The organism is Mammaliicoccus vitulinus (assembly GCF_029024305.1).
GTDB lineage: Bacteria > Bacillota > Bacilli > Staphylococcales > Staphylococcaceae > Mammaliicoccus > Mammaliicoccus vitulinus.
The window spans coordinates 279,556-297,136 of sequence record NZ_CP118974.1 but is presented as its reverse complement, the minus strand read 5'-3'; the positions used below and the strand labels follow the sequence as shown (position 1 = coordinate 297,136).

The 17,581-nt window shown below is 30.8% G+C and carries 18 protein-coding genes; 9 read left to right on the top strand and 9 right to left on the bottom strand.

Annotation, left to right across the window (positions count from 1 at the left end):
- Positions 1 to 2: 2 nt before the first annotated feature.
- Both PYW35_RS01385 and PYW35_RS01380 read left to right on the top strand, forming a co-directional pair.
- Positions 3 to 1,466: a HAMP domain-containing sensor histidine kinase gene (locus tag PYW35_RS01385; RefSeq protein ID WP_169925698.1), complete on the top strand. Its 1,464-nt coding sequence runs from the start codon at positions 3 to 5 to the stop codon at positions 1,464 to 1,466.
- Between the two features lie 13 nt (positions 1,467 to 1,479).
- The gene (locus PYW35_RS01380) at positions 1,480 to 1,836 is read left to right on the top strand and encodes a hypothetical protein (RefSeq protein ID WP_103323156.1); all 357 of its coding nucleotides are present in this window, start codon (positions 1,480 to 1,482) and stop codon (positions 1,834 to 1,836) included.
- A gap of 22 nt (positions 1,837 to 1,858) precedes the next feature.
- On the opposite strand, the gene yidC is transcribed toward PYW35_RS01380, so the two are convergent.
- The 3 genes from yidC to PYW35_RS01365 all read right to left on the bottom strand — a co-directional run bounded on the left by yidC (position 1,859) and on the right by PYW35_RS01365 (position 4,622).
- Positions 1,859 to 2,623 (bottom strand): membrane protein insertase YidC, encoded by a 765-nt coding sequence (gene yidC, locus PYW35_RS01375; RefSeq protein ID WP_103323157.1) that lies wholly within the window; start codon positions 2,621 to 2,623, stop codon positions 1,859 to 1,861.
- A 29-nt stretch (positions 2,624 to 2,652) separates the two neighbouring features.
- Complete coding sequence (locus PYW35_RS01370; RefSeq protein WP_103323158.1) at positions 2,653 to 2,922, bottom strand: hypothetical protein; 270 nt, start codon at positions 2,920 to 2,922, stop codon at positions 2,653 to 2,655.
- A 350-nt stretch (positions 2,923 to 3,272) separates the two neighbouring features.
- Positions 3,273 to 4,622: an amino acid permease gene (locus tag PYW35_RS01365; protein ID WP_103323159.1), complete on the bottom strand. Its 1,350-nt coding sequence runs from the start codon at positions 4,620 to 4,622 to the stop codon at positions 3,273 to 3,275.
- A gap of 250 nt (positions 4,623 to 4,872) precedes the next feature.
- Here PYW35_RS01365 and add point away from each other — a divergent pair, with 250 nt between their 5' ends.
- A complete protein-coding gene (add, locus tag PYW35_RS01360; protein WP_103323160.1) occupies positions 4,873 to 5,850 on the top strand; it encodes an adenosine deaminase in 978 nt (325 codons plus the stop codon).
- Positions 5,851 to 5,933: 83 nt separating this feature from the next.
- On the opposite strand, the gene PYW35_RS01355 is transcribed toward add, so the two are convergent.
- A complete protein-coding gene (locus PYW35_RS01355) occupies positions 5,934 to 6,566 on the bottom strand; it encodes an NDxxF motif lipoprotein (RefSeq protein WP_103323161.1) in 633 nt (210 codons plus the stop codon).
- Positions 6,567 to 6,746: 180 nt separating this feature from the next.
- On the opposite strand from PYW35_RS01355, the gene bioB reads away from it, so the two are divergent.
- Positions 6,747 to 7,709, top strand: a complete 963-nt coding sequence (bioB, locus tag PYW35_RS01350) for a biotin synthase BioB (RefSeq protein ID WP_103323406.1) — start codon at positions 6,747 to 6,749, stop codon at positions 7,707 to 7,709.
- A 568-nt stretch (positions 7,710 to 8,277) separates the two neighbouring features.
- Here the strand turns inward: bioB and PYW35_RS01345 are convergent.
- The 4 genes from PYW35_RS01345 to PYW35_RS01330 form a co-directional block, all read right to left on the bottom strand.
- Positions 8,278 to 8,448, bottom strand: coding sequence for a hypothetical protein (locus PYW35_RS01345; RefSeq protein WP_204107875.1), 171 nt, complete (start codon positions 8,446 to 8,448; stop codon positions 8,278 to 8,280).
- A gap of 249 nt (positions 8,449 to 8,697) precedes the next feature.
- A complete protein-coding gene (locus PYW35_RS01340) occupies positions 8,698 to 9,636 on the bottom strand; it encodes a mechanosensitive ion channel (protein ID WP_016912179.1) in 939 nt (312 codons plus the stop codon).
- 121 nt (positions 9,637 to 9,757) lie between these two features.
- Positions 9,758 to 10,243 (bottom strand): GNAT family N-acetyltransferase, encoded by a 486-nt coding sequence (locus tag PYW35_RS01335; RefSeq protein WP_103323408.1) that lies wholly within the window; start codon positions 10,241 to 10,243, stop codon positions 9,758 to 9,760.
- Between the two features lie 11 nt (positions 10,244 to 10,254).
- Positions 10,255 to 10,968 carry a GntR family transcriptional regulator gene (locus PYW35_RS01330; RefSeq protein WP_103323409.1) on the bottom strand — a complete coding sequence of 238 codons (714 nt, stop codon included), beginning with the start codon at positions 10,966 to 10,968 and terminating at the stop codon, positions 10,255 to 10,257.
- 133 nt (positions 10,969 to 11,101) lie between these two features.
- Between PYW35_RS01330 and PYW35_RS01325 the strand changes: the two genes are divergently transcribed.
- From PYW35_RS01325 to PYW35_RS01315, 3 genes are read left to right on the top strand one after another with little or no spacing between them, the layout of a single operon-like run.
- Positions 11,102 to 12,427, top strand: a complete 1,326-nt coding sequence (locus PYW35_RS01325; protein WP_103323455.1) for a family 4 glycosyl hydrolase — start codon at positions 11,102 to 11,104, stop codon at positions 12,425 to 12,427.
- A gap of 14 nt (positions 12,428 to 12,441) precedes the next feature.
- Positions 12,442 to 13,173, top strand: coding sequence for a chitin disaccharide deacetylase (chbG, locus tag PYW35_RS01320; protein ID WP_103323456.1), 732 nt, complete (start codon positions 12,442 to 12,444; stop codon positions 13,171 to 13,173).
- Between the two features lie 21 nt (positions 13,174 to 13,194).
- On the top strand, positions 13,195 to 14,598 hold the full coding sequence (locus PYW35_RS01315) for a PTS transporter subunit EIIC (protein WP_016912184.1): 1,404 nt from the start codon (positions 13,195 to 13,197) through the stop codon (positions 14,596 to 14,598).
- Positions 14,599 to 14,652: 54 nt separating this feature from the next.
- Here the strand turns inward: PYW35_RS01315 and PYW35_RS01310 are convergent, their stop codons facing one another.
- Positions 14,653 to 14,982: a DUF4889 domain-containing protein gene (locus tag PYW35_RS01310; RefSeq protein ID WP_103323457.1), complete on the bottom strand. Its 330-nt coding sequence runs from the start codon at positions 14,980 to 14,982 to the stop codon at positions 14,653 to 14,655.
- A gap of 179 nt (positions 14,983 to 15,161) precedes the next feature.
- Between PYW35_RS01310 and PYW35_RS01305 the strand changes: the two genes are divergently transcribed.
- The gene (locus tag PYW35_RS01305) at positions 15,162 to 16,052 is read left to right on the top strand and encodes a fructose bisphosphate aldolase (protein ID WP_103323458.1); all 891 of its coding nucleotides are present in this window, start codon (positions 15,162 to 15,164) and stop codon (positions 16,050 to 16,052) included.
- 219 nt (positions 16,053 to 16,271) lie between these two features.
- On the top strand, positions 16,272 to 17,576 hold the full coding sequence (locus tag PYW35_RS01300) for an oligosaccharide MFS transporter (protein ID WP_103322351.1): 1,305 nt from the start codon (positions 16,272 to 16,274) through the stop codon (positions 17,574 to 17,576).
- Positions 17,577 to 17,581: the final 5 nt, after the last annotated feature.

The following is a 17,581-nucleotide window of genomic DNA, read 5'->3' as shown; positions in this document are numbered from 1 at the left end:
ATATGAACAAACGATTCACTTGGAAATTCACAAAATATATTTTTATTTTTCTAACCATCACTTTAATTTTAGCTAGTGCTGGTATTGGTTTATTTTTAACGAATATTGTCAAATTGGCTTACAACGATTTAAATACAGCAGATGATTTTTACATGGAAATGTCAATATCGAAAGAAGACAATGGTTACAATTTAAGTAATGATTTAAAACAAAAGTTAAAAGAAAATAATGTACAACTATACATTATCGATAATCAAGGAAACGCACTGTACCCTAAGAAACATAAAAACATTAAAAATAAACTGATTGATAATATTTATAACACAACAACAATCCCATTTAAAAACGATCATTTAAGTGTAGCGCTTATTTATCCACAAAAATACAAACATAACTTGAACAACAAAGAAAATATAGACATAACAAAACTTATCAACAGCTTATATATTAATAATTACAATGCATACCAGCATATCGAGAAAAATAATCAAATGATGTTCATAGAAAATCCAGCACATCAAAAAGTTGTATATACTACTGAGTTTACTGAAATTGAAAATAATACTTTTAAATTTTTAGCCATCTCATATTTATTACTATTACTACTCAATATCATTTTAGTTATTATGTTCGCATTTATTATTTCAAGACGTATTTCTAAACCGTTATTCTTTTACAACGATTGGATAGAAAACCTTTCTAAAGGTAAGTTATTTAAACCTAGTTCTAAACATTATAATAAAAGAACTAAGAAACTTTTCAAGGAGTTGAATGCTTCTGTAGAAAAGCTGAATTTACAACTTACAGAAGATAAAATTTATCAAAATCAGATCAACTATTATCGAGAAAAGTGGCTTAGCCAAATATCACATGATTTAAAATCGCCATTAACTTCAATATATGGTTATGCAAGGTTGTTATCATCAGAAACAATAGATACTAAAAAATATGCCATCTTAATATCAGACAAAGCATCTTATATGACAGAGCTCATCGATAGCTTAAACAAAAACTTTAAACAAGAAACAGATCAAATGAATGTTCATAAAGAAGCATTTAACGTTTCAGAAACTTTAAATCAACTTATTAAATCTATTCAATACAATAAATTTGAAATAAATAATCATCTTTCATCAAAAGAATTTTATGGAAATAAATTGTACTTCGAACGCATGATGATGAATTTAATAGATAACAGTATTGATCACAATAAACAAAACCCTAAAATTCAAATCACCATTCAAAATCAAGAAGATGGGTTAATTGTAGATTACAAAGATGATGGTAAAGGCATCAACAAGACAGCAGAGAAAAACATGCTACATTCAAACTTTACAACGAAGGACAACAAAGAAGGACATGGTATTGGGTGTACAATCATTATGGATTGCATATCATTCCACAATGGTACATTCAAAATATTACCAACAAAAAAAGGTGTTCATTTCAGAATACTTCTTAAGTAAGGATGTGGAAATCATGAAAGAAAAATGGATTTATGGCGGTACGTTCGGACTAGCTATGATATTTATTGCAGTGGTTACGCAATTATTTATTTTCAATACAATTGATTGGACCGCTATAATAGGCATATCCATTGGAAGCACCGTTCTATTATTAACAACAGATATTTATTCATATGAAAAACATAATATATTCAAAAAAGAAAACTTAATATTCATACTTGTATATCTTGTTACACTGATAGTAATTAATTTACTTATCCCTTCAGAATTCAGAATTTATCCGCTTTGTGTAGTAGTAGTGATTATTTTGATTTATGATATAAGTAAGCGAAGAAAAAAGAGAAAAAAAGAAAAGACGCTCACTGACTGAGCGTCTTTTTTGTATGTCATTTCTAATGACTTGCTTCTGGTTTCATTTCTTCTTCATGGTAATTAAAATATTTATTCGATATATATTGTTGAATGATCAGCACGATGGCACTAGCACTCCAATACAATGGTAAAGCTGCTGGTGTATTCATGCTCACAATTAAGATCATTATTGGGCTTAAATACATGATATATTTCATTTGTCCGTTTGATTCTTCTGGTAAATATCGTGTTGATAAATATGCTTGTAATAAATATAACGCGCCCGCTATAAGTGCCATAAATATGTCTGGCGTACCAAGGTTAAACCATGCAAAGCTATGACTTGCGAATGCATCGTTATGTGATATAGCAAAGTACAACGCCATAAGTATTGGCATTTGTATAAGCATTGGTAAGCAGCCCATATTCAATGGGTTCACGTTATTATCTTTATATAAAGCCATCATCTCTTGACTATATTGTGTACGTTCTTGATCATCTTTAGCTGCTTTCATTTTCTTATTAATTTCATCAATTTCAGGCTTTAACTGTTTCATTTTAAATTGCATTTTCTTTTGTCCTTTAAAAGAACGCAACATAAATGGCATGACAATTAATCTTACACATAAGGTAACGATGATGATACCAATGCCGTAACTGTTGTTAAAGAATGAAGCGAAAAATTCAATAAGGTAAACGAATGGTTCTACAAACGTTGAGTGGAACATGCCGCCTTCTTGTGGTGCACACCCACCTAGTAATAATGTTATTGCTAAAAATGCTGAAATTGTATATAATTTCTTCAAAATTTCTCCTCCAATATATTAAATATGAATTAATATATTGGCAAAGCGTCTTCTTCGTCGACGGTCTTGGATAAACAACGTATTCTCCACCTTAGTATTGGTACAATCCATACAAACATGTATTGATCCTCTACTTCAGTTGAAGACCTTATAACCCAATTTTTGTGGAGCTTGATGCTTGCTTGCATTTGCAAGTAAACATACAAGAGCGTCAATAATAATGGAACAAAATAATGAAAACTAAATGCTACATAATTGATTACAATGTCTTCTCCTAATAATCCTATGAGCCATTCCATTACGACCTCACTCCTTTCAAATTGAATTTCTTCTTTTAACTATACATGCTGAAAGAACATTATTCAAATATTATATTACTCAAATTCATTCGCGAATTACTTTTAAAAGCGCTATACATCTTGATGTCCATACGTCCCGAAGACTTACGCAAGACAAACCGAAGACTTCCCTATCATTTGATGTTCTTCCACTTGTATATAGTCATCATTAAATAGTTTACTTATGAAGGTTGGTGATAAGATTGTTCTATAATATAGAAGCTTTAAAGGAGCCAATATATAACCTAATAAAAATCACCCAATCCGAAAATAATACCAACGGATTGGGTGATTTTTATATTAAAGTTGTATTAAGGTTTTTTGATAAACGCATATAAACTGATAATAAGTATGAATATCATTCCAATAATTACTGAAACTCTAGTTTCAGAATTGAATAGCATACCGATGACAACGGCAATAAGCATTATAATCGTTATAATGTTACTTACCGGTGCGAATGGCATTTTAAATGGATGGTCTTTGATTTGTTCTCTTTTTCTAAAGTTAATATGACTGATTAAAATCGCAAACCAAGGTACCATACCTGGTAGCACACCTGCACTAAATACATATACAAATATATTTGTGTCTTTTCCCAATATTAAAGGTAATGTGATGTCTAGAATAATACCTAAGAAAATACCAATTGATACTGCAATAACTGCAATATGAGGAACACCGTTTTTATTCGTTTTATAGAATATTTGAGATATTTGTTTTTGTTTTGATAATGTATAAAGCATACGACTCGTACTAAATATACCTGAGTTACAACCTGACATGGCTGCTGTAATCACGACAAAGTTTATAATAGTTGCTGCTGAAGTAATACCTACTTTGGCAAATGTCGCAACAAATGGTGAACCAATTTGATTCACTTCATCCCAAGGATAAACGGTTACGATGATGAAAATAGAACCAATGTAAAATATAAGTATTCTCCAAACAACGCTATTAATTGCTTTTACGATATTTTTCTGTGGATCTTTCGTTTCACCTGCTGTAATTCCGATTAACTCAATACCAATGTATGAGCCAAATACGATTGATAATGCAAAGAAGAATCCGCTGAACCCTCCTGTGAAGAAGCCTCCATGATCCCATAAATGACTGATACCAATTGGATTAAAGTTGTTTCCTATACCAAATAATATTAGTCCTAAACCTGCAATAATCATTAAAATAATCGTTACAACTTTTACTGCCGCAAACCAAAATTCAAATTCTCCAAACATTTTAACTGATACTAAATTTGCCGCTAATAATATAACAACAACTGCTAATCCTGGTATCCATGAAGGTAAATCTGGCCACCAAAATTTGAAATAAGATCCAACTGCAATGACTTCACTCATGCCTACAATAATCCAGTTGAAAATACTACTCCCAGCAGTTACAAATGAAAATGACGGATGAATATAATCATTAGCAAATTTAGCAAACGATCCTGTATCTGGATAAATATAGACCATTTCTCCTAATGCTCTCATTATAAGAAACACAAACACTCCAGCAATTGCATATGCCAATAGAACTGAAGGTCCAGTCCATTTAATGGTACTAGTGGCCCCCATAAATAAACCTACGCCAATCGTACCTCCAATAGCAATCATCTGCATTTGTCTTGATGTTAATTCTCTTTTTAAGTTATTATTCATGTTCGACCCTTCTTAATATGTATACATTGAATTTTCAATAAACATTTATTTAAATATTTTACAAATATAGCATTTTTAATATCTACATTCCAATAGTCTTGCTTAAAATAAATAATAAATTTATTTTCTTAATCACAAAATCTACACAATTGTGCTAAATACTACCAGTTTTTCCTAAATTTCTATATAATAAATAACTATGTTTATATTTAAACATTACTAAAAATAAAGAGAGAAAGGATTATTATCAATGACTACTGTAAATAATATATCCAAAACTGAACTACACTGCCATTTAGATGGATCTGTAAGCATAGAACTGATCCAACAATTAGCACGTGAACAACAAGTGAATATTAATATAGAAGATATTCAAGTCGATCAAGCGTGTGAGAGTCTAGATGAATACTTGAAATCTTTCGATACGATATTAAAAGTATTACAAACTAAAGATAGCTTAGAAAAAGCCGTTATAGATGTTGCTCAGCAAGCACATCATGACAACATCAAATATATAGAAATCAGATTCGCCCCACTTTTCCATATGGATAAAGGATTAAATTTAAAAGAAATATTAGAAGCCGTTAATAATGGTGCTAATAAAGCAGAATCATTATATCAAATCAAAGTGAATATGCTTGTATGTGGTATGAGACATCATGAAAATAAAACAAATATTGACCTTTTTACAGAAGTAAATGCACTTAAAAATGAAACTCGTCATGTTGTTGGTTTTGATTTTGCTGGACCTGAAGAAGCATTTCCTACCAGTGCGATACAAGAAGCCATTCAATACTCTAATCATTCAAATAGTCACTTAACATTGCATGCAGGTGAATGTGGTTGTATACATAATATAATAGAAGGTATTGAACTCGGAGCACGAAGAATCGGTCACGGTGTAGCTGCTATTAGTGACAATACTGCTCTAGAATACATAAAAAATCGTAATGTATTACTAGAAATTTGCCCAACGAGTAACTTGCAAACAAAAGCCATACAAACATTAGATGAACTCAACATAAGAAAACTTATAGAACAAGACATCCCGTTTAATATCAATACAGACAATAGAACCGTTTCAAGTACTAATTTAAATACTGAATACGAACTATTGTACAATCATAACTTAATGACAATAGATGAAATTAAAGACATTAATATTAAAGCAATCGAGCACGCATTTCTATCTGATAATGAAAAAGAAAACTTAAAATCTAAATACTAAAGTCAAAAAAGCATTTGCCGCAAAAGCAAATGCTTTTTTTAATCAATATATTCATAAATCATGCCTACTTTCGATAAAAACTGTTACACTTCAAAAGCATTCGTTTTAACATTGATTTTTTTAAGAAATCGTTCTATTTTCGCTTGCTGTTTCCCATTGACTTTACTGCCATCAGCTACTATACCTTTTATTTCTTTCGTTGATATAAGACCACTTTCTGTTTCATTTTCTAATTTTTGAACATGGTCACCTAATTGAGAAATTGTTTGATTGTAAGCTGTGAAATATTCACTCAATCTATTCGTTTCTTTTTGATATCCATTCGGAAGTTTATTTTTTTCTATATAGTTTGCAAAGTTTCGATCATTTTTTTCTTCCAACTTGCGTCCTTCTTCTAATTGATTCGCTTCTTTCTTAGTTAAAGGTTTGTGTTCCCAAATTTTTCCTTCTATATTTGAAGTTACTTTATAAATATTTTCATTTGTATCTAAGTATCTTTGAATACTTTTATGTATTTGTGATTTTGATAGTGTTTCATTTTTACTATCTGACTCGAAAACGATACTTGGTAATTTTGCATTTGATTTATCGCTAGTTTGTTTTTCTTTATGTTTACCTTCATTCGTCGAGCTTGCTGCTGTTTTTTCATCATTTCCACACCCTGAAATTATCGCGATTAAACAACATGATAAGATGACTGATATTATTTTTTTCATTCTTCATGTTCTCCCTTTATATATATTTAAAAACTATTTATATACATAGTAACACTATGATGGATGCTTTACTACCATAATCTGTAATATGTCACTACATTGTAAACCAAATTTAAATAAAGGTTTACAATAGTAAAGATTATTAGTATTCTATTAATAATTATAAAGGGGGACAACATAATGAATTTAGGCACAAATATAATTAATGGACAATACTTAACTTTTAATGAGGCATTAAATATATATCAAGATAATGAAATTGATACTTTAACACTTGTAAATGAAGCTTACAAAGTACGTTACCACTACTATGGTAAAAAAGTTAAACTTAATATGATTTTAAATGCTAAAAGTGGTATTTGCCCTGAAGACTGTGGTTATTGTGGACAATCTAGAGATGTTAAGAAGAAAGAACAACGTTATGCACTTATTCCAGAAACTCAAATTGTCGATGGTGCAAAAGTTGCTTCTGAAAATAAAATAGGCACATATTGCATTGTCATGAGTGGTCGTGGTCCTAGCGATAAAGAAATATCTCACATTACACGTTCAGTAGAAGAAATTAAAAGAAATCATCCACAATTAAAGATTTGTGCCTGTCTTGGTTTAACTAACGAAGAACAAGCTGAATCTCTTAAAAATTGTGGCGTAGATCGTTATAACCATAATATTAATACAAGTGCTCATTATCATGATGAAGTTGTTACGACTCATAGTTTTGATGATCGTGTGAACACAATCAATATTATGAAAGAGAAGAACATTTCGCCTTGTTCAGGCGTGATATGTGGTATGGGGGAATCAGACGAAGATATTATCGATATGGCTTTTACACTTAATGACTTAGATGCAGATAGTATTCCAATCAACTTTTTACACCCTATTAAAGGAACAAAGTTTGGAAGCATGGATGACTTAACACCTATGAAATGCATTAGAATATTATGTATGTTTAGGTTAATTAATCCTACTAAAGAAATACGAATCGCTGGTGGTCGTGAAGTTAATTTAAGAAATCTTCAATCACTATCTCTCATGGTCGCAAATTCTATTTTTGTTGGCGATTATTTAATTACAGATGGCCAGCCTAATCAACTAGATTACGATATGATACAAGATTTAGGATTTGAAATTGATGGTTGAAACATTACATAAATTTAAGCGTCATTATATGGGTACTCATATTATCTAAACCAATTTCTTTATTTACTTTAGATTTCTTCACTCGGCTATAACGGCACTGCACCCTATTAAGACGATATTAGATTTTCAAACGATTAAGAGACTCCTTATTGAAAAAGGAGTCTCTCAGACTGTGGATGAACCAAACGTGGACAAGCGTTTGGTTTTTTTGTCATTTTTACATGTTTCATTCAAATTTCATACTAAAAAAGTTCAACTTTTTGGGTTCAGTACAGACATTGCCCAAGTCGTGAGTTTATTCCGGAGTTAATCCAAGACATCGTCCTTGTCGTGAGTTTATTCCGGAGTTAATCTAAGACTTCGCCTATGTCGTGAGTTTATTCTGTAGTTAATCCAAGACTTTGCCCATGTCGTGAGTTTATTCCGGAGTTAATCCAAGACATTGCCCATGTCGTGAGTTTATTCCGGAGTTAATCCAAGACTTCCCTCATGTCGTGAGTTTATTCTGTAGTTAATCCAAGACTTTGCCCATGTCGTGAGTTAAGTCTGCAGTTAATCCAATAATTCATCACTTTTTTAAATTTTCTGGAGGTGTTAAAAATAGAAAATATACAACTATAAATACTATTAAAAATAGTATTATGAAACCAAGATATTTAATAAAATTATTAGATTTTAAGAAGCCAAATATTAATAAAGAAATTGATAGAACCCCTAGGAATAATAAGATTATTGACATAGAATTCCTCCTTTTATGATATTATTAGCAAATCAAACAATACCATTAACCAATATTAATTTAAATAATGAAGTTAGAATCCAACAAAAAATAGGCTGCTAATTCCCTATAAAATATAGGGAATTAGCAGCCTAGAAAATAGTATTTTTATTAAGTTACCATTTTAAGGATGCAGTTCCTAAACTAATGAAGAGATCTTTATATTGAGAATGGGTATTTATGTCCCAAACTGTTCTTTATATAAACATATTATTTATCGTTTGATTCAGCTTTACGCTCTATTTTCGCTAATGTTTTTTCTGCAAACGACTTACCACCGATACCGAATGAGATAGCAAATGCTACTGCTACTGCACCTAAGATAAGTAAGAATGCTACATTAACAATACTTTGAGCAAAGTTTAATTGATCTAAAGTCATAAATACTGAAACAATGATTACTAAGTACTTCACAATTTCTGAAACAAATGCGTTACCTGTTGATCTCTTAATTAATTTAGATAACAAGTTACCACCAATGAAACCAATTAGTAAGATGATTGCTCCTGAAATTACTAATGGTAAGTAGCCGATAATTGCTTCACCGATTGTGTTTAATACTTCTAAATTAACTGTATTTAATGATTCAACAATGAAGAATAATCCAATAATTGTTGAAATCACCCAGCCTGCAGCTGAAGGAATATCAATACTTTCTTTATTGTCACCAAAGTTTACATAGTGGTTGTATTTACTAACATTTAAATTTGTTAATAAGTTTTTAACTAATGTACCTAATACTTTTGCGATAAATAAACCTACTACTAATATTACAACCGCAACAATAATTCTAGGTAAGAAGTCTAATACACTACCCATCATGTTCTTAATAGGTGTTGATACAGATGTCATATTTAATGCATCAAACACTGATGGTAAGAATAACAAGAATATAATGAAGTAAGCTAATTTACCAAATGTCTGAATTAATCCTTCAGATTCTGATTTGCCACTTCCTGCTTCTGTTAACCCCTTTTTCTCTAACCATTTTTCGAAACCAATTGCACTTAAACCTTTCACAATAATCGTCTTAACAATTACTGCGATTAACCAAGCTACAATTAATAATATAATTGCACTAATCAAGTTTGGTATAAAAGCAATAATGCTATCTAAGGCACTAAAAAGCGAATCTGTAATTTTACTCATATTTAATTCCTCCTTTCTTGATATGTTACCCTAGTATAATAATACTAATCATATTTTTATTAATATTAAGTAAAAATCAAAAAAAGATGACATTAATATTGTCATCTCTGTATCATGTGTCTTATAAATTTTTAATCATTCGCGTTTCACGTAAAACATTTCCAAGTTCTTCAAGCTCATACTTACCATCTTTTTTGAATCCCATTTTTTCATAAAATTTAACAGTAGGTATATTATCCTCTAACACCCACAGACTTAATTGATCATATTCCGATTTCATACGTTTTTCTGCCTCTTGCATTAAACATGTGCCTATACCTTTGTGTTGAAATGCCGGCAATAAATAGATCACCATAATTTCACCACATTTGTCGCTCGTATCTTCATCTTTATCTTTGCTATACATTAAGAATCCAACCACTTCGCCATCAATTTCAGCTACAATACACGGCGCATTAAAAATATGATGTTTTTCAATATAAGATTGTAACGTTAAACTATCTAAATAATTATCTGAAACAATCCCTTTATATGTAGATATCCAAGACTCAAAATGAACTTTAGCTAACGTTTCAATATCCGACTCTTTTTTGTCTCTAATAATCATATACTCACCCCTTATCTTGATAATTCTAATTTGAATTTATATTTTTTAGGATGATACAACACTTCGGAGTATTCAAATATTTCATCATTATTTAATATTGAATGTGCTTTTAACTCTAATAATGGTGTATTAGAATCAATGTTAAAAATCTCCATTGTATCTTTATTTGGCAATTTAGGTACAAACTCTTCTACTCTTTTTTTAATAGCATACCCTTTTTCTTTTAAATATCCATATTTTGATTTGGTCATTGCTTCAATAGACAAATCCGGAAATAACTCAAATGGTATATATGCATTTTCTATGATCAAAGCTTCGCCATTTAATTTCCTAATTCTTTTAATATTATATACTTTTTCATCATTGCTAATATTGAGTATTTCTTGTATTTGTGCATTAGGTTTAATAAGACTAAATTCTGATACCTCATTTTTAATTGAATCATGAAATGGCTGCATCTCTTCAGTAAATCCTTGTAGTTTAAATAAATTATGTTCAAATTTAGGAAAAGCTACATACGTTCCACTACCTTTAACACTATACAATATTTCTTTGTCTATTAATTTAGAGATAGCTTTCCGAACAGTCACTCTACTCACTTTATATTTTTCCGACAAAGTCTTTTCTGTCGGTATAACGTCTCCATGTTCAAGACTTTGACTTTTTATGTAATCCTGAATATTTTTCATGATTTTTTGATATAAAGGCATTTTCTTATCACTCATAAAAACCCCTCACTTTCACATTTTATTTTAACACTTCTAACTCAAAAAACATACACATTATATATATGTATTATATTTGTATTGATTTTTAACATACATATTGTATAATACACGTGAAAGGGGTTACAAAATAATGAAAAAGAGTAAATTAACAATTGTGGGTGGCGGAAGCACTTATACTTTAGGTATTTTAATGAGTTTAATTGAAGAAGCCAATCACCTGCCACTAAGCGAGATTACGTTATATGACACAGATATTTCTCGTCAAGAAAAGATAGGAAAAGCTGCAAATATTTTGTTAAAAGAACATTACCCTTCATTAGAAAAGTTTGAATATACTTCTAATCAATCAACAGCTTTTAAAGATGCTGACATCATATTCGTTCAAATAAGAACGGGTGGTTTGCTAATGAGAGAATTAGATGAACAAATTCCTATTCAACATGGATTAGTTGGACAAGAAACTTGTGGAGCTGGAGGTATGTCTTACGGTTTGAGATCAATACCAGATATGATTCAACTTGTTAAAGATATTCGTTCAATTAATAAAGAAGCTTGGGTTTTAAATTATACAAATCCTGCAGCGATAGTTGGATTGGCATTGGATAAAGTTTTTCCTGATGATAATCGACTATTAAATATATGTGATATGCCTATCGCAATTATGAAAAGTTACGCAGATATATTGGATGAAGACGTATGGAATTTAGAAGCTGATTATTTTGGATTGAATCATTTTGGTTGGTTTACAAAAATCCGAAATAAATATGGTCATGATTACACTTCAGAACTAAAACACCTTATAAAAAATAATGACTTTAAACCGACAGACAAATTAATTGCTAATGATCCATCTTGGCAATCAACCTTTAAGCAAGCAAAACAAATGGTACAGGATTTCGAGGAGTATTTACCAAACACATATTTACAGTATTATCTTTACCCTAATCAACTGTCTCAAAAGGAATCTGCAAATAACACTCGAGCTAGACAAGTTATAAACGGCCGTGAAAAAGAAGTGTTTAACGATTGTGACACTATCATCAATCAAAATAATACTGAAAACATTGATATTTCAGGAGATATTCACGGTGTATACATGATCCGTATTGCCGCTTCACTTGTACATCATTTGAAAGAAAGATTTATCATAATAACAAGAAATGAAGGGATCATTCCTAATCTTCCAAGTGATGCTCTCGTAGAAGTCCCTGCTCTGCTTGGGAAAAATGGTGCAGAACCTTTTAAAGTAGGTGAAATTCCCACATTTTATAAAGGACTGTTAGAAAATCAATATGCTTATGAAAAATTAGTCGTAGAAGCTTATTTTGAAAACGACTATAACAAATTATTACAAGCGCTCGTTTTAAACAGAACTGTCATTGATACAAACAAAGCTAAAAATGTTTTAAACGATTTATTTGAAGCTAATAAAGAATACTGGCCTAATTTGAACTAGAAGGAGAATAAAATATGAAAGTTATCATAAATGCAGATGATTTCGGATATTCAAATGGTGTGAATTACGGAATTATCGATGCTTATAAGAATGGTATACTCACTTCCACAACGTGCCTAACAAATATGCCTGGGTTTACACATGCAATCAAATTAGCCAAAGCTAATCCAGGTTTAGGGGTTGGTATTCACCTAGCCTTAACGTGTGGGAAGCCACTAACTAAAAACTTATATAGTTTAGTAGATAGCAATGGTGATTTTAGAAATATATCTCATTATGATCAAAAATATTACATTGATGTAAATGAATTATATGATGAATGGAAAGCCCAAATAGAAAAGTTTTTATCAACAGGTTTAACACCCACTCATCTTGATAGTCATCATCATGTTAATAATTTGGAGCTAATACTGCCTGTATTTTTAAAATTAGCAACTGAATATCAACTTCCTATAAGAAATAATTTAGAAAATAAAAATAAATACTCCCAATATAAAATGGTCGATTACTTTGAATATCACCCTGAAATTATTTTAAATTCTTTAGAAGTTATTAAAGACAAATACAAAAAATATGATTCAATTGAAATCATGTGTCACCCAGCATATATAGATAAGTTTTTAAGAGACCATTCATCTTTTGTCATGCCAAGAATTGAAGAATTAGATTTTTTAACAAGTGAACATGCGAAGGAAATATTTAATGAAATAAATGGAATAACTTTAATCAATTATTCTGATTTGTAATGTCAAAGGGGGACATTTGTTATGATGAGATTCTTACAAAAGCTTGGTAGATCAATGCTTATTCCAATAGTAGCTTTGCCAGCAGCAGGTATACTTTTTAGAATCAGTTCCGAAGATTTATTGGACTGGAAACTATTTCAAGCATCAGGAGCAATTTTTAATAATATAGATATTCTTATAGCAATCGGGATAGCAATGGGATTATCAAAAACTAAAGATAGAGGGATTCCTGCTCTAACAGGTTTTATAGCAATATCGATTCTAAAAGAAGGATTGAATATACTTGATTCTGATTTGAATATGAGTGTGTTTGGGGGTCTCATTTCAGGCTTACTTGCAGCTTGGGTTTACAATAAATTTAAAGATGTTGAGTTACCGAAAGTCTTCTCTTTCTTTTCTGGAGAGAACTTCCCTATTACCATGATTATATTACTTATGCTACCAGTAACGGGAATAAGCTTCTTAGTTTGGCCTTATGCTCAATCATCAATTGATTGGTTAGCTCAAAGCCTTGTCACATTAGGAGGGTTAGGTGTATTTATAAATGGATTTTTAAATAGATTTTTACTTCCATTTGGCTTACATCATGTGTTAAACACTTATATTTACTTTGGATTGGGAGATTTCAAAACGTCTGGTGGAGAAGTGGTTCATGGTGAAGTTACAAGATTCTTAAATGGTGACCCAACAGCAGGTTATTTCTTAAGTGGATATTTTGTATCGATTATGTTTGGCGTACCTGCCATTGCTTTAGCTATTTCAAAAGCTGCAAAATACAATAAACAAAATACAAAAGCACTTATGGGATCAGGTAGTTTCACTGCAATAGTTGCTGGTATAACTGAGCCTATCGAATTTACATTCTTATTCACTTCACCATTTTTATACTTTATACATTCTGTATATACTGGTTTAGCCGGAATGACCTTATACTACCTACACATTAGAGAAGGTTTCTCATGGGGTGGTAGTATTATAGACTATGTGTTGAATTTAGGATTATCAGATAAGGGTTGGATGATTATACCAGTAGGAATAGGTTTCTTCATACTTTACTTTGTTACATTTTACTTCTATATCATTAACAGAAACGTTCCGATCATAGGTCAAATAGAAGAAAGTAATTTTGATGAAGAAAAATCTGACGAAGAGAAAGATTTATCTTTAACACACAATCAGTACCGATACATGTCTAAAAAAATATTAGAAAACATTGGTACTAAAGATAATGTTATAGAATATGAAAATTGCATTACTAGATTAAGGTTAGAACTTAGAGATACTTCATTAATTAATAAAGACAAAATTATGCAAACTGGCGCTCATGGTGTTGTTATAATAGATAAACATAATGCTCAAATCATCATAGGTCCAGAAGTTACTAAACTTGTTAAAGAATTTAATAAAGAAATAGAGAATACTTAAATAATAAAAGCTACCGACAATTTTAAAAATTGTGGTAGCTTTTATCTTTAGATATTACATATCCATTTCATGTATTTTCATCATTAAGCCGTGTGGTATATCATCGTGTGTAACCACTTCTTTTTTATAAAATGTTTTCCCATCATCATTTGAGATAAGTTTAACGAAGTCACCTTTTTTAGGTTTGAAATCCTTCGTTGGTTCAACTTTAACACTTTCTGTTACTTCATTATTTTTCTCACTTACTACTTTTTCTGCTGTTGTACCATTCTCCATGTAGCCGTAGTATGTGCTTTTTTGTGTTGAGAATAATAATAGTGCTGCCATTGCAATTGCAAGAACTGCTAAGCCACTGATTAGTAATATTGCTGATTTTTTATTCATTGAGAATCCTCCCTAACCTACATCATAAAACGTATGGCCTATTTATGAAACGAAAGTAAGCCAATCTTCTTAAATTCGACATAATTTTACGCTTAATAACTTAAAAAGTTGTATGACTTGCGATAAAAACTAAAAATCATCATACTAATAAGTGAATAATATCTAAAGGAGTGGAAAAAATGAACCAAGAACAATTTGAAAAAATAAAAAATGGTAAAGGTTTTATAGCTGCACTAGATCAAAGTGGTGGTAGTACTCCGAAAGCTCTTAAAGATTACGGTATCGAAGAAAATCAATACAGCAATGAAGATGAAATGTATACGCTTGTTCATGAAATGAGAACACGTATTATTACATCACCAGCTTTTAGTTCAGAAAAAATATTAGGTGCCATTTTATTTGAACAAACAATGGACCGTGAAGTAGAAGGAAAATATACTTCTGATTACTTAGCAGATAAAGGTATTGTACCTTTCTTAAAAGTCGACAAAGGACTTGCTGATGAAGAAAACGGCGTTCAATTAATGAAAGTTATTCCAGGTTTAGACGAATTACTAAAACGTGCTAAAGAACGTAACGTATTTGGTACTAAAATGCGTTCAAACATCTTAGAAGCTAATAAAGATGATATCGCTAAAGTCGTAGAACAACAATTTGAAATTGGTAAACAAATCATCGAAGCAGGATTAGTTCCAATTATTGAGCCTGAAGTTAACATTAACGCTAAAGATAAAGAAGCAATCGAAGACATCTTAAAAGATGAAATTGCTAAAGAATTAGATAAATTAAATGAAGATCAATACGTAATGTTGAAATTAACAATTCCAACAAAACCAAATCAATATAAATCATTAATCGAACACCCTAACGTCGTTCGTGTCGTAGCATTATCAGGCGGTTACTCTAGAGAGAAAGCAAACGAATTATTGAAAGAAAATGACAATCTTATCGCAAGCTTCTCACGCGCATTAGTAACTGACCTATTCGCAGGACAATCAGCAGAAGAATTTGATAGCGGCTTACAAGACGCTGTAGATTCTATCTATGACGCTTCAGTGAATAAGAATTAATAAATTCAACGTTTAATTTAAAAGCATCAATCCATTTCAAATGGATTGATGCTTTTTTCTTTTTTTAATTAATACATTATATTATATAAACACCATATACCAAGCGATAAATAACTCTTTATGAGTAAAATTGATATGTTAACCGGTTGACATATGTTTATTTTAAATATACAATTCTCAATAAGAAAGCCCTTACAAAAATAAAAGGAGGTTTTACAATTGAGTTTCAGCAACTATTTACAACCGCTTAAGAACAAGTCTTATTTGCAATCTTCGTTTACTTTATTACTGTTTTTTGCTTCATGGTCAATTTGGTGGTCTTTCTTCCAAATTTGGTTAACTTCTGAAAAAAATGGTCTCGGATTATCCGGGAGTGAAGTTGGAACGATTTATTCTGCTAACTCCCTCACTACTCTATTCTTGATGTTTCTTTATGGCATTCTTCAAGATAGACTCGTCATTAAGCGATCTTTATTAATATTTTGTGCAACTATGTCTTTATTAGTAGGTCCTTTCTTCGTATGGATTTATGGACCTTTAATACAGAGTCATTTTATCGCAGGTATTTTTGTAGGTTCATTATTTTTATCATCTGGTTTTCTGGCAGCAGCGGGTATTTACGAAGCTGTTTCGGAAAGGTTTAGTAGATTTTTCGACTTTAAATATGGACAAGCTCGTGCTTGGGGATCTTTCGGTTACGCAGTTTCAGCGTTAGTTGCTGGTTTCTTATTTGTGAAAAATCCTGAATATAATTTTTGGCTTGGTTCTTTATTAGGTTTGGTATTATTGTTAAATCTTATTTTGTGGAAACCTAAAACTGAAAATATAGCTAAAAGTGAAATTGCTAATGATGAAACAGACTCAGCTATTCCGAGTTTTAAAGAGATGCTTTCATTACTAAAATTATCTCATTTATGGATTATTATTATTTTTATAACATTTACTATGTCATTCTACACAATTTATGATCAACAAATGTTCCCAGATTTTTATACTAAATTATTCGCATCACCTGAAGTAGGACAACAAATGTATGGAACTTTAAACTCAATTCAAGTATTTTTTGAAGCGCTCATGATGGGTGTTATTCCTATCGTTATGTTTAAGGTAGGTGTTAAAAACACTCTACTTTTAGCTGTTGCTTTCATGGTAGCTAGAATTGGTTTAAGTGGACTATTCTACAATCCTATTGCTGTTTCAATGATCAAAATGATGCATGCTATTGAAGTTCCATTATTTATGTTACCAATGTTTAGATACATAACGTTGCACTTTAATCCTAAATTATCTGCAACGTTATATATGATAGGTTTTCAAATAGCTGCACAAATTGGGCAAGTTATATTATCTACACCTCTTGGAACTATGCGAGATCATATCGGGTACAATCAAACATTCTTAATAATTGCCGGAATCGCTGGTTTAGCTGGTTTATTTGCTGTAGTTGCATTAAAGAAAGACGATGAAGATGTAAACGGCGATCCTTTCATTCGTCAAAATAAAATACAAGAAAAGGAAGCGTGAATAAA